8 protein-coding genes are annotated in these 14,711 nt (G+C 29.8%); all 8 read right to left on the reverse strand.

Annotation, left to right across the window (positions count from 1 at the left end):
• Window positions 1-35 precede the first annotated feature (35 nt).
• The 8 genes from galE to ACWW38_RS04620 all read right to left on the reverse strand — a co-directional run bounded on the left by galE (window position 36) and on the right by ACWW38_RS04620 (window position 14,478).
• Window positions 36-1,007, reverse strand: a complete 972-nt coding sequence (galE, locus tag ACWW38_RS04585) for a UDP-glucose 4-epimerase GalE (protein WP_456259630.1) — start codon at window positions 1,005-1,007, stop codon at window positions 36-38.
• A 340-nt stretch (window positions 1,008-1,347) separates the two neighbouring features.
• Entirely contained in the window at window positions 1,348-3,048 is a 1,701-nt protein-coding gene (locus tag ACWW38_RS04590) for a S41 family peptidase (RefSeq protein ID WP_456259631.1), read from the reverse strand.
• Window positions 3,049-3,191: 143 nt separating this feature from the next.
• Complete coding sequence (locus ACWW38_RS04595) at window positions 3,192-3,539, reverse strand: hypothetical protein (RefSeq protein ID WP_456259632.1); 348 nt, start codon at window positions 3,537-3,539, stop codon at window positions 3,192-3,194.
• 27 nt (window positions 3,540-3,566) lie between these two features.
• Complete coding sequence (locus tag ACWW38_RS04600) at window positions 3,567-3,953, reverse strand: hypothetical protein (protein ID WP_456259633.1); 387 nt, start codon at window positions 3,951-3,953, stop codon at window positions 3,567-3,569.
• Window positions 3,954-3,977: 24 nt separating this feature from the next.
• On the reverse strand, window positions 3,978-4,547 hold the full coding sequence (locus tag ACWW38_RS04605; protein ID WP_456259634.1) for a hypothetical protein: 570 nt from the start codon (window positions 4,545-4,547) through the stop codon (window positions 3,978-3,980).
• A 13-nt stretch (window positions 4,548-4,560) separates the two neighbouring features.
• Complete coding sequence (locus tag ACWW38_RS04610) at window positions 4,561-5,382, reverse strand: SLAP domain-containing protein (protein ID WP_456259635.1); 822 nt, start codon at window positions 5,380-5,382, stop codon at window positions 4,561-4,563.
• Window positions 5,383-5,670: 288 nt separating this feature from the next.
• Complete coding sequence (locus tag ACWW38_RS04615; protein ID WP_456259636.1) at window positions 5,671-9,600, reverse strand: leucine-rich repeat domain-containing protein; 3,930 nt, start codon at window positions 9,598-9,600, stop codon at window positions 5,671-5,673.
• Window positions 9,601-9,702: 102 nt separating this feature from the next.
• A complete protein-coding gene (locus ACWW38_RS04620; RefSeq protein WP_456259637.1) occupies window positions 9,703-14,478 on the reverse strand; it encodes a DUF5050 domain-containing protein in 4,776 nt (1,591 codons plus the stop codon).
• Window positions 14,479-14,711 lie beyond the last annotated feature (233 nt).

Below are 14,711 nucleotides of genomic sequence, written 5' to 3' on the forward strand. Positions count from 1 at the left end.
AATTTTTCATGAACTGTCCCCGCTTTATCCACGCTTTATATATTTCTTTTATACCAATTCCAAGCCGTTTCTATTATAGTTTCAAGAGAATTATATTTTGGCTTCCATCCTAATTCTGCTTTAGCTTTTTTGCTAGAAGCTATTAATATTGCTGGATCTCCAGCCCTTCTTTCAGTAGTTTCAGCCTTAATGTTGCATCCTGTAACACTCCTTGCCATATCTATAACTTCTTTTACTGAAAAGCCCTGTCCATTTCCTAAATTATAAATTTTACTATCTCCGCCGTTCTTAAGTCTATCTAGGGCAAGAATATGTGCAGCAGCTAAATCTGTTACATGAATATAATCTCTTACACATGTACCATCTTCAGTATCGTAATCATCTCCAAAAATCATTATCTTTTCTCTCTCTCCTAATGCAACTTGAAGTGTTATAGGAATTAAATGAGTTTCTGGAGTATGCTTTTCTCCAATTTTTCCGCTTATATGTGCACCAGCAGCATTAAAATATCTCAGTATTGTATACTTTATACCATAAGCAGCATCACACCACTTTAATATTTTTTCTACAGAAAGTTTCGACTCCCCATAAGGATTAGTTGGATAAGTACTATCTTCTTCTTGAATAGGAATATTTTTAGGTTCTCCATAAATAGCTGCAGTAGAAGAAAAAACTATATATTTAACATTATGTTTTTTCATTGCCTTTAACAAATTAATAGTAGAATATATATTATTTTCAAAGTACTTCAATGGATCCTCAACACTTTCTCCCACTAATGAATAAGCTGCAAAATCGATAACTGAATCTATATTATTTTCAGTAAATATTATGTCTAAGATTTTGCTATCTCTTAAATCTCCTTTATAAAACTTTCCACCTAAAACTGCTTTTTTATGTCCTTTTTCAAGGTTGTCTAAAATTATAACCTCTTTTTTATTCTCTAAGAGTTCAGCTACAGTATGACTTCCTATATAACCTGCACCGCCACAAACTAAAACCGCCATATATTTTCCCCCTGTACAATCTTTAAAATTTTTAATCTTATCTTCTATAAGATATATGCTATTAGTTGCAGGGACAGTCCCCCGGGAAAAAATTCCAGTGGCCTATCCCCGCTTAAATGCATTAAATACTTTCTAGCGGAAAAAATACTAGTGAATTATATTGTTAAAGGAGAGAATCTACAATGGCTAAGAAAGGCATGAAACGCCCTGACGAAGATGAATTTAGACAAAAACCAAAGAAAAAGAAACCACCAAAAGATGACCCACGTCAAGTCCCAGAAGTCAAATAAAGCTAAGAGGCTGTTGATAAATTTATCAACAGCCTCTTATCTTTATTTTATTAATTTTCTACATAAATTTTACTTGCAATTTCCTTACTTAAACCATTTCCCTTTTCACTTTTTATCTCTTTATTTATTAAAATATAATATGTTTCTCCTTCTTTCAGCTCATTTTTTAAACTTAAAACTACTTTATTTTTATTGTCAGTATTTAAGCTTGCTGAAATCCTCTCACCAGTCTTTGAGTCTATAATTTCTATATTCTTATCATTTACTGTTTCTTTATTTAAGCTATTATTAAAAGTTATAGTAATGTTTTTATCAGACTTTTTCTTAATAATATCTTTTAAGCTTTTATTTCCAGGGTAATAAAGTGCAACTTTTTTATTAACATCTTCTTGAGAATACTTTACCCATCCATTTTCACTGCCAACATATATATTTTCACTTTTTACATTGTTTAATATATAGTCATAAGCTTCCCAATTTTCATCTTTTCGGGCTTCATTAAGGTCAATATAAAAGGTCTTATCGTTTATTTTAACCTTTGCATATCCTATTTTATTACTTAGTGCTTCTATTTTATCTTCTTTTCCAGTACATGAAAAGAAGAGTCTAGCTACTGCCAGAGAATCAACCTTATCATCCTTTACTGGGAAATCTGGAGTTATCCCTATATGATTAATAGTATTTCCATGTGGTGAGAAAAATTCGCTGGTAGTAATCTTTAACATAGCTCCATTGCTTAAACTAAACATATTTTGAGCAACACCTTTTCCATAGCTGGTTGTGCCTACAAAGTAAGCTTTCCCATAATCTTTAATTGCTGCTGATAAAAGTTCAGAAGCGCTGGCACTGTATTCATTAATAAGGAATATGATAGGCTTATCTATAGTACTGCCATAATCAAATCCATTTAAAACAGTCTCATTATTGTCTCGATCTCTCATTAAAACAAGAGGAGTGTCCCCTACAAAGTTTCCTCCTATGGCTAGGGCTGCATTTATATATCCACCACCATCATTTCTAAGATCTATAATATAGCTCCCTACATTTTTAGCTTTAAGTGCCTTTAGGTTTTTATAAAATTCGTTGGCACTATTGTCTCCAAAGGAAGATAGTTCAATGTAGCCAGTGTTATTGTTTAATACATCAGATTTAACTGTAGGAAGAATTATTTGTCTTCTTACTACATCAAAGTTTAAAACTTTTGTATCTCTCTTTACTGCAATATGGATACTTGTGCCTTCTTCCCCTCTTATATATTTAGTTGCCTCTTCAGCAGAAAGGCCTGCTAAATTAACATCTCCCACTTTAGTAATTATGTCATTGCTTTTAAGTCCAACTTCCTCTGCTGGTGAAGTTTCCATTACTCTTGTAATTTTTATTCCTTCGCTAATTACGTCTACTTGTACACCAATTCCACAGAATTTATTATCTATGCTGTTTACAAAATTGTTGTACTCTTCCGCTGTAAAATAACTTGAATATGGGTCATTTAATTTTTTTACCATTTCTTCTATAGTACTTGAATTTAAAACATCCTCTGAAACCTGCTTATAATAATATCTTTCTATAATAGACCTTGCCTCTGATAATATTTTTTCATCAGAAGTTTCAGTGGTCACTGTCTGTGCTGAAACACTATCTAGCGCTTTAACATTTATATATGAAAATTGAAAAGTCAGTGTAAAGGCCAGCACCGCTAATAATGCACTAAACTTTTTCAACTTTGCTTTTCCAGAATTAAAAATCTTCATGAGAATCCTCCTTAATATTCCTTTTTCTTTCACTTATTAATAAATCTATAGCTAAATTAACCTTAAATTTATTTCCATAGAGTAAAAATTAGGGCCTGGCCACTTCAAAATAATGTGACCTGACCCTTATTCTTTTATCTTTCTTATTCTATACTGATTACTTCTAGATCTTCACTTATAGAACCACTGTCTATAACCTTTTCACCATTAGCATCTTTATATGTACGTGGTTTAATAATTGATGCATCTACAGGGTTATTTGTAGCATTATCTACATACTCTCCTGAAAACATTCTAACATAAATTTTAAAATTAGCTGCTTTAAAAGCTTCACTAATTTCAGCCTCATTTCTAGGATCATTTACATAGTCTAGACTATAAGACTTATCACCTAAAATAACGCTACCATTTGGAACTTCTGCAAATGCATTAGATGCAAAAATTGACATAGCTATTAATGTCCCCCCTATAATCTTCTTTGTCTTGTTCATTGTAAAACCCCTCCTTAAACATTATAACTACTTTTTAAGCTTTTTTAAATTAACTTGAACCTTATCTAATTCTTGATTTTTATTTGAAAAAAGTTTTATTGTAACTTTATCTCCATCTTTTTTAGCTGGAAATATTGTTATCTTCTCATCAAAAGGTGTTAATGCTGATATATATCTATCACCATCATAAATCTGAAACTTTACTGCATCTTTATATTGTTCTTTTCCTATATCAGTTAATGTAACCTTTGCTACTGCTCCAACTGGTGCTTTAGCAACTTCAGCAACAACCACTTCTTTGTCGGTTTTTCCACTCTTAGGAAATTTAATTCCAGCAAATATAGTTACTACCATACCTAAAGTTACTATAGCAATTATTACATTAAAAATTACTTTTCTAGTCCCCTTCTTCATTTTAAATCCTCCCAAGCACTTAAGCTACTCTCCGCTTTTTACAGTTACGTCTAAAGAATACTTTTCCTTTTTATCTTTATCGTATAATTTTATTTGAACTTTACTTCCTACTTCTGCAACTGGATACATAGTAGTTTCTAATTTAATCTCTGAAGTTTTAGAAATTGGCTTCCCTTTGCTATAAACTTGATAAAATATCGCTTTGTTTTTGTCTATTTTAGTATCATCTATGATAACTTTTGCCATAGATCCTACAGTAGCATCTTTTACAAATATACCTACTTTATCACCCTTTAAATCCTTTTTTGTTTTTTTAATAGTTTCAACTGGATTATGGGCATTATTTCCGCTTGTATTTGCAGCTTTAGAATTCTTAGAACTATCTAAACTGCCTTCCTTTTTTTCATCTTTAGCAGTTGCTGGACTCTCTTTAGCAGTTTTATCGTTACTTTTGTTTGCAGACATATCTGTAACATTTTTACTTTGCTGATTTTGATTTAAATTTTCTTTTGGCTTAGATTTGCACCCATAAAGTGAAACTGTAAATGCAAATAGTGCTACGAATAAAATAACTGATGCATATCTTTTTTTCATTTTGCCATCTCCTTTAGTTAAAAATAACAGACCATTTATCTAGATGTAATTCATCCTGAAGAATATTTTCTTTCGGAAATACAAAGCTATATAGTTTAGCTTTATTAGGACTTACAACTATTCCATCTTCATTTAGTTCAAATACTCCCCTTGCAATTTCAATATCTCTTGAATCTTTAACAGTAATAGGAAGTTTTTCTAATTTAATTTGACTTTCACTTCCATTTCTAATCACAAGCACTATTGAAAGTCCGCCATTTTCATTTAGGTACACATTATATGTAGATATACTAACTTGTCCCCTTCTTAAGAGCGGAAGCTCAGCTAAAAACTTTTCATACTTCTTTCTATTTTCCCCTTCTATTTCTTTTGGGAAATCTTCAAATTGAAATTTTAAAGTTTCACTTGCTTGTATATTTGTATCGAATATAACTTTTAATTCACTTAATTTGTTATCTTTAATTTCAACTATGTCCTTTTCAAAATATATTTTCCAAGGTCTCACAGCACGAGGTGGAATTTCTCCTACTTCTCTTAAATTAAATGTTTTATTTGCTATAATCTCTCCATTACTATTCTCTATTAATAATGGAACTTGTTCAAAATTTATAGATTTAGGTAATCCATTTCTAATAAATATGCTTGCCTCATATTTGTCACCTATGTCAAATATGTAATCTGTGCTTATATTTATCTCTCCTTCTTTAATAGGTGGAAGAGATGATATTTCATCATTTAAGCATTCTTTCTGAAACTCTGAAACTCTTGCTTCATGATCTGGATGAATAGAAATTTCTGTATCTACAACTTTTCTTTCTTTGTCCGTCTGTTGCATAGTATACTTCCCTCCGTAATGATATTATTGCCATATTTGCATCATCTTTTAAATTCTACTTTATTAAGTATATCATATTTATTATATATTTAAAATTTCTTTTTATTATAAATTAAAGTATTCTTAATATTTTTTACATCTTATACCATATATCTGTCATTATATAATCAAGTGGATTTTTTTCATATAATATCTAAAACATCCATTAAAATTATTATGCATAAAAAGCAAATAAAGAGCAGCGTACCTAAGACTAGGCTGCTGCTCTTTATTGTTGACTAAGCTCTATTAATCTATTCTTATTTTCCCAAGACTAAATCCACTACTTTCATTACTATAATAGATATAACCTTCTACTACATTAATGTTTCTTACTTTATCATCAGAAAGCTTAACTAAATAGCTTCCATCAATTTTAATCTTATATAGTTTACCACTATCGGAGTTATTTCTAAAATATATCCAACCATTAACTACATTAATATAATCACCTTGTTCTCTGGTTATTAGTGTTTTATCACTGCCATTATTTCTTATTTTGTAGATCTTACCACCTTCTGTAAAATATAAATATTCTCCATATATATTTATATTTCTAACTTCACCAGTATTGATTTTAGAGTAAGCTTCACTTCCATCAATTCTCATTTTGTAAAGGCTTAAACCATCCTCAAGGTTTTGGAAATATACATAGTTGTTATCCACAGCTATTTGTGTGAAAACATCATATCTATATGGATAACTATATCTATCCTTTACTTCAGTAGCTTTAATATTACTAGGATCTTCATAGTCTAGGCTATCTACTCTTATTTTCCATATGCCGCCTTTACTGCTGTCAAAGTAGTAGATATACCCATCAACAATATTTATATAGTTTGCGTTATCTGAAGTAATTCTTGTTAAGCTGCTTCCATCATTTTTTATTCTATACATATCTCCTTTGCTAAGGAAGTAAATCCATCCATTATAAACATTAATATATGATACTTCATCAGAAGTAAGTTGAATATTTTGTCCACTGCTTAAGGATTCTTTATACAGCTTTCCACCCTCATTTAGATTTGAGTAATACACCCAACTTCCGTCACTTGCTGCAATTCCTTTATTCATTATGTTACCTATAGAATTTCCTCTAGAACTAACTTTATCTTCCATTACATTTAAAATCAATTTTATTTTTCTACTATAGCCTTCTACAGTTCCATAGTAGGTGTAAGTTCCTGAAGTACTGGTATCTACAGTGTAATCATCCCATAAAACTTCCAATTGTCTCGTAGTACTGTCACTCATTTCAGCCTTTAAAGCACTTGGCAGACTATATTTAACATTTCTATTTATATTTATAAAAACGTCCTCAATCTTTTCTACTGTAACAAGATTTCCACTGCTAAAAGTAAAATTTTTATTAGTTAAGTTATAATAATACTCCCTTACAGGTGAAAAATCTATAGAATTTGAAGGCAAATATAGTGTAGTCAATGATGTTAGATTTTTCAATTGAGTGATATCAGTAATAGCACTATTTCCATCTAACTTAAGACTTGTAAGAGCTTTAAGGTCTTTTAGCGGCTCTAAATTTTTCGTAGTACTATTATTTGTGATTAAATTATTACTTAACCATAAGCTATTTAACTTAGTTAACTTCTCTAAAGGCTTTAAATCTTTAATTTTATTATCATTCAATTCTAATTTTTTAAGTTTATTTAGATTTCCTAAAGGTCTTAAATTTTCTATATTAGTCTTATTTAGTTTTAGGCTATTTAAATTAACAAAGTATTCAATTCCATCTATGCTTTTTATATCTATACCTGAAAGGTCTAAATCTGTAATTTTCTTTACATCCTTATAGTATACATTTCCGTCATATCCAGTTTTGTAGCCTACAATATTTTTTATTGCGCCCTTTAATTCACCATTAACATTTGTTGTTTCATTTTCCTTAAAGAAGTTCACCACAACCTTATCTAGATCAATAGTAAAATCTTTATTTTGCAACTTCTCATAGTAAGGCACTATATAGGAATAATCCCATATAAGCTCATTCTTTCCTAGATAAAGCTCCCTTAAATTGAACATATATCTTAAAGGGCTTAGGTCAGCTGCTGAAATAGGTTGTCCAGCCTCAACTTGTTTATTTCCAACTTTATTCCCATAAAGACTTAAATATTCAAGGTTTGTAAGTCCACTTAACTCATTTATTCTTTCAATTAGATTATTTGATAAATCTAGTCTCCTAAGAGCTGTTAAATTCTGCAAGTCACCTATATTGCTAATATTATTATCTGATAGATCTAAATTCTTCAAATTGGTTAATGAAGCTAGAGAACTAATTTCTCCAATACTATTGTGGTGAAGTATTAGTGTTTCTAGATTTGTTAATACTTCTAAAGGTTTTAAATTAGTTACTTTATTATTACTTAAATCCAAGGATTTTAAGCCTGTAAAGTTTTCTATTCCACCTAAATCAACAATGTTCTTATCTTTTAAGTCTAGTTCTTTAATATCCTTTACATCTCTTCCATAGATATCTCCTGCATATTTTTTAATAATATCTCTAACAATATTCTCAAAATTTATATCTGAAAAGTTTATCTTTCTATTTAAGCCTATCTCCTGATCAAGTTTTAGATTAGTCGTATCTAACTCTTTTAACTTAGGGAAGGTAGCAACAGTATCATTTAAAAGAACAGAATTTGTTATGTTTGTATCTGCTATATTAAGATATACTAAATTCTTCATACAGTATTTTAAACCGCTAATATCAGTAATTTTAGTTCCTTTAAGGTTTAATTTTAATAATAATTCTAAATTCTTTAACTTATCTAGATCAGAATATATATTAGTATTACTTAAATCTAATTCAATTAATTTTGTTAGATTAGATAAATAATTTAAATCATATCCATCTATACTAGTATTACTTAAATTCAGCTTTTGCAATTCCTTTAATTCTTCTAAAGGAGATAATTCATAAATTACTGTTTTATCCAAGTTTAACTCTTTTAAATTTTTAAGATATTTAAGTTCACTAAAATCTGTAGCCTTAATTCCTGTTAATGTTAGCTTTTCAAGAGATGTTAGGGCTTTAATTCCTGTTATATAATAGATATTAGCGTAGCTTAAATCTAATTCTTTAATCTTAGCAAGTTCCGAATAATAAATATCACCGCTAGGTTTATTTATTTCTCTTCTTATAATTTGTTCAAAATTCTTATCTTGAAAAGACATAGGATAGTTTAATGTAAAATCTTTATATAGCAAGCTGTCATAATATCCTGCTACAGGACTATAATTTGTAATGTCATTTTTATTTAAATATAATGTTTTTAAATTAATAAGATTCTTCAATGATGAAATATCATCTATGTAGTTATTTTCTAAATTTAAATATACTAGATTGGTTAAATTACTTAATGCACTAACTTTTGATATTTTATTACTACCTAAATCTAATTTAGTTATATTATAAAAGTTATTTATAGAATCTATATTTTGAATTTTATTTTTATTTAAATACAATTCTCTAAGGCTATAAAAATTTTGCAAACTACTAATATCATTTATATTATTGCTATTCATATTTAGTATTTCTAGGTTGTATAGGTTCTTTAAAGGAGAAATATCTTCAATTCTATTATTACTGATATATAAATTTTTTAAGTTTACAAAGTAATTTAGCCCTTCTATACTTTCTATATCTTTATTGTTTAGATAAAGACTTTGTACATTGATCACATCTTCTTTAAGGATTCCACCTTTTGGTTTATTAATAACCTTTCTAATTTCATTTTCTAAATTTTTATCTTTAAACACAATAAAATCGCTTACCTCAAAGGGTATTTTTATTGTCTTTTTAAGCTTTTTGCCTTTATCTGATTCTAGTCCATCTTTGATTATTATGTAATAGGTTTTGTTTTTCTCATATCCATAATAAGGATATGAGACTTCCAAACTTTTTCTATCAGAGGCTATTCTTACATCTACACTTATCTTATTATTATAAACATCTTGAAGCCATACATAATCTTTTATTTTATTATCATCAATGTTGCTGCTTATACTATAATTAAACTTAACCTTCCATACCTTTTGGCTATTGTCTGTATATTTACTCTCCCAAGTATTTGAATTATCTAATGCCTTTATATTACTTGGAAATAACAGGATGCTAAAAGCAATTAAAAGTACTGCAGCAACAAACTTTTTTCTTTTCATAAGCTTCTCTTTCCTCCTTTATATAACAATCTATTTTATTATCGGAGATTTAAAAGTAGAATAAAGACTAATAGGCATATACCTACTAGTCTTTATTAATACCTATCTAGGCACTACAACTTCTACTACATCAGAGTCATCTAGTTGTCCAGAATTTTCAACTTTAGATTTTAATTTAACCAAAATGCTATCTTCATTCTTAATATCTAGATTATCCACAATTATTTGATTTCTAGTATTTGTAGTTACATTCATAATGTCCACTGGTTTATTGTTAGAACTCTTAATAATCTCTACCGCAGCAGCATCATAAAAGTTTACATTGCTTATAGTTAATTTATATAGCACCTTATTATCTTTTATATAGGATTGCAATGTCATTTGCTTAGATGTCAAAATAAATCTTTGTCCTGAAATAGTTATATTGCAGCTTCCGGTCTTTCCAGTTTTCTTATCCTTTGCTGTTACAGTAACTGTTCCATTCTTATTAGCTTTTAACAATCCATACTGGTCAATTGTTGCTATTTTAGTATCGCTAACATCCCACTCTAAATCTTTATAAGCAATATTCTTAGGCACTGATGTTGCTATTATTTGGAGACTTCCACCATTAGTGTAAATTTCTTTTCCAGTCTCACCCACTAATGTAATGCTCAAATCACTAGGGTTTGTCTTAGCAAGATTAAAGATATATTGTCTTGTTAATTTAATTTCATCATTACCTATAAACTTTAAGTCTGCTTTACAATTTGCAATAATGTCGGAATCCGGAAGATTATTTGGATCTAAAGTTATTTTAGTTGGATTATCCACTGGATCCTTTGTTAGATTACTATCTATAGTCCAGGCTATTTCTAATTGGCTAGACTTAGGTAAATAAGCAGTTCCCACAAAGTTACTCTTTATTCTTTCATCTTTATTCATGTCTTTATAAAAGTTATATAGAGTATAGTAATTATTATAGTAAGTTTTGCGAGGTTCTTGCGCTAAAGTCTTTAGAACATTTAAAAGGTTAATTACTTCTTTATCTATGGCATCTTGAGTAGAGTTTACATTTTGGAGAGTTCTATTAGCGGTATTTATTGCATTTCCTAAGCTGGTAGTACTTACTGCCTTAGGATCTGTGTTTTTTAGTACCTCTAATAGTTCATTTCCTTTTATGATAATTTCATCTAAGGAACTTGTATCCTTCCAAACTGTAATTGGCACCACATTGCTTATGTTTCCACTCTTATCTATGGTAAAGATTTTATAGTTTCTATCATCAAAGCCACTGCCATAAGTAGCATTAGCCTTTGATACACTTTTCAAAGTACTTGTAGATATGCTATTTCCTGTACTTTGTGCTGCATCCTTAGATGAAACTAACGCCTTCAATCTATTGTTTAGTAGCTGCAGATCATTAATTTGACTATAGGTTAATATCTCATCAAAATAATCTTCAGCCATAAGATAAGTAGTTTGAGAATCTGCTGCTATAATTGTGTCCTTAGTGCTCTCTTTTACACTAGTTACCTTATTATATTTTATTGTTGAACCATAAGGCACTGATAATAAGGATTCAAGCTGAAGCACTGGTGCCTTGTTATCTACTACAATATTTCCATTAGATGGAACAGATGCTCCTACGCTATTTTTAATAATTACCTTATATGCCCTATCTCTGTAGTTTACATTATTAGGATCAAATCCTGCTGGAGCCATAAATTCTACTGTTCTTCCATTTGAAATTGTATTAACTAAATAATCTTCTGTAAACGGATTTTCAGTTCCATCCTCAGCTTTCCAACCAATAAATTTGTCACTATATTCTATAGGAACTAGATAAACTTCTTCTCCAGATTTAAGCGGTAAATTCAAATTTACTTTACTTCTACCCTTAACTCTTTGAGTCTGTATATTAGGTTGATCAGGAAGCTTTTCTCCTGTTACAGTCATAACTCCTGGTGCATCTGTGGATATATTACCTTCAACAAGAGGTTTAGTTCCTGCAGCGTCAGGAGCTGCAAATCCAGTAAAGCCTGCTGATATATATATATCATACATACCGTCTTTAAATAATACATCTTTACTATCCCTAAATATTTTCATATCTTTTGTGCCTGTCCATTTTGAAGATGTAATACTTAAGCCCTGATTATATTTCTTTGAGCTTGCCACCGGCTTATTAAGCCTCATATCAAGGTTAGTCTTACTTGGAAGTATATATATTTCCTGTGAGCTTATACTATAACTATCATACTTTTTCCTTCTATTGAAATTAGCATTTATCCATTTTTTTATAGTAAAATCTCTTCCGTCAATTCCTATACCTGCAATATCCTCATCATCTACATTTGCACTGTCAATAATTGGAGCTTCTATTTGATTTATTTCAGTAGGTTTACTCTCTCCTTTTCCTTCTCTTTTAACAGTTAGATATATGCTCTCTCCATATGGGTCTAAATTTAATTTTGAAATAAGAGTCTTTCTGTCTGTTCCAACAGTTCCCTTACCAAGGAGATTAACACAATTTATATCTTTATATACTGAAATAATATCTCCAGCTTTTACTTTCTTGCTGCTTGCAATACCTTCTAGGGTTCCTATAACCTCTAAGGTATCATTAGCTCCTCCATTATTATTTATAACTATCTTATTTGTATCATTTAACATTTCAGAAGGAATATTTAATTCTAATGTTATCTTCTGTCCATAGCCTAAAATTGTTCCTGTATAAGTGTATACTCCATCCTTATACTTTACATTAGTAGTATCCCAGCTTACAGTAACCTCTTTATAAGTATCATCATTCATAAGGGCTGGTACCTTTGGTGGAAGGTACTTAACTTCTAAAGTTTTAATGGGAAGACTTACATCATCATAATCTACAAACTTTTTAATATTCTCAACCTTTACTATCTTATCATCAAGAGAATTTTTACCAATAAGCTTTGGAGCTACACTTCCATCTGTGTCTATTGGAAGCATATAAGTCCTTGACTGTCCTCCTGTAACTATATATATCCAGTCTCCAACAATATTTATATACTCAGTTTTTAAGTCTGCAAGCTTGTGTTTTTCACCACTTCCGTCGGTTTTGATTTTATAAAGTTTTCCTCCATCTTCTGCATCACTATAGTAAACCCAATCTCCTACTACGTTTAAGTGATATCCTTTATCTACTTCTGTAGTGGTTCCTCTAATAGGAACTACTACACCAGTACCGTCTTTTCTTACTTTGCTTAATACACCTGTAGCTGAAGCATAGTAAACCCAATCTCCTACTACTTGTACACCATCAGCCCACTCATCATTAACTTTTCTTCTTGCTGTACCATCTTTATTTACAACATATATTTTATGTCTATCCGATACATTAGAATAATAGATCCAATCTCCTAATAGGTTAATATAGGAAACTTCATCATAAGCTGAAGTATCATAGCTTCCTGTAGATGTCATAACTGGTCTTCCATGAACATTTCCTGCTGAATCTACAGTTCCACCTGTACCATCAGTATTTATTACATATAATCTGCCTTTGTCTGAATGGTTGCTGTAAAATATCTGATTTCCAGATACTATAATATAGGTTGCCTTGTCATCACAAACCTTTTGTTTTGATGTACCATCTTTTTTAACTTTATATATTTTAGCTCCATCAGAATAGTTACTGTAATAAACCCATTGACCTAGTGCATTAATATATTGAGCATTATCAAGAGAAATCTGGTGGTCTATGCTTCCTGTTAAATCTTTTTTATACATAGTCTTATTATCGCCAGTATTTCTGTAGATAGTATCTAAATCTGAATTCATCACAAAGGAACCATTGTTATTTGAATTTCCTGCAGTTGTTCCTAACGTTTGAGTTATTGATATTAAATTATAATATTTTGAATTATCCTTGCTGACATTTAATACTCCTTTAGCTAAAATTGTTTCATTAGAGGATAATATAGATATTTCCTCAAGAGGTTCACTTGAAATTAATGTAGTAGTTTCCCCTATCTTTTTTATGTTATTGCTGTGTTTTAGCTTATAATAAACTGCACCTGGTACTGCTCTTACACTTTTTACATTTACGTTTATTATATTGTTTTTACTTCCTGGCGCAATATCTACAAAAATACTAGCAGGGACTAGCTTATACTCTTTTGCAGTTTCATTCCATTGATAAATTTGTTGTGACCCATCTGCAGCATAATAAGTTATCTGATCACTTCTTTTAAAATTAGAATTATGGTATTCATCACCTAAAAGTTTTTTAATTCTTTCTCCATCTTCAAAGTATATAAAATATGCTTCGTACTCACCATTTTTAATAATATCATTGGCAAGTTGCGAGTTTTTTTCAAGATAAGCTGTAGAGTAAGCCTTATCTTTCATAATAACTGTTCCACCTTCTATAGGTATACCTGGGTATGGATTTTCAATTCTTGTAGTAAAATCCATCTTTAAATCATAAAGCATATTTTTCTTTTTTTCCTTAATTGTAGCTTTACTAGTAATATCTTTGCTTATAGTAAGTCTATACTTTTTGCCGTATTCATATTTTCCGTCGTAATGCACCCCGTTATATGTACCAGACTTTAATTGCACAATAACATAGTGTTTATCTATACCTAAAGACACGTCTATAGGCATGTCCCTATTATTCCCATAATCATAAATCTTTACATTATCCACATTTGCTGAACTTTCTTCCACTTCTCTGTTAAATCTTATTCTCCATATTTTGTCTACTGGTACATCTTGTTTTGTTTCTTTTATATTATCCCCGGAAGAATCAGTATATGCCATTGATTTTTGCACTATTAAAGAGTTAGATAAAAACACAAAAGCAAGAAGTATTACAAGTATTCTTGAAAATTTTCTATAGTTTTTATAAATCATCCCTTTTCTCCTTTCTTAATGTTAAATGGCTTTTAGTACCATTGTATTATTATTTATATATAATTTCAACAAAATGCCATAACATATTCCTAAATATTACTACGTTGGTAACCTACTAAAGTTACTTCTTATGCTTAATTTTTGATAGTCTACATTTCTATTATCGTACAATAGCAGGTATACATTAAGTTTATATGACTATTTAAACCACATTTAAAGTAAATAATTTTCAT

Source organism: Clostridium sp. JNZ J1-5 (assembly GCF_053901425.1).

Coding starts and splice junctions, on each gene's coding strand:
- galE (WP_456259630.1), bottom strand. CDS start 1,007: ATGGCGGTTTTAGTTTGTGGCGGTGCAGGTTATATAGGAAGTCATACT.
- ACWW38_RS04620 (WP_456259637.1), bottom strand. CDS start 14,478: ATGATTTATAAAAACTATAGAAAATTTTCAAGAATACTTGTAATACTT.
- ACWW38_RS04605 (WP_456259634.1), bottom strand. CDS start 4,547: ATGAAAAAAAGATATGCATCAGTTATTTTATTCGTAGCACTATTTGCA.
- ACWW38_RS04600 (WP_456259633.1), bottom strand. CDS start 3,953: ATGAAGAAGGGGACTAGAAAAGTAATTTTTAATGTAATAATTGCTATA.
- ACWW38_RS04615 (WP_456259636.1), bottom strand. CDS start 9,600: ATGAAAAGAAAAAAGTTTGTTGCTGCAGTACTTTTAATTGCTTTTAGC.
- ACWW38_RS04595 (WP_456259632.1), bottom strand. CDS start 3,539: ATGAACAAGACAAAGAAGATTATAGGGGGGACATTAATAGCTATGTCA.
- ACWW38_RS04590 (WP_456259631.1), bottom strand. CDS start 3,048: ATGAAGATTTTTAATTCTGGAAAAGCAAAGTTGAAAAAGTTTAGTGCA.
- ACWW38_RS04610 (WP_456259635.1), bottom strand. CDS start 5,382: ATGCAACAGACGGACAAAGAAAGAAAAGTTGTAGATACAGAAATTTCT.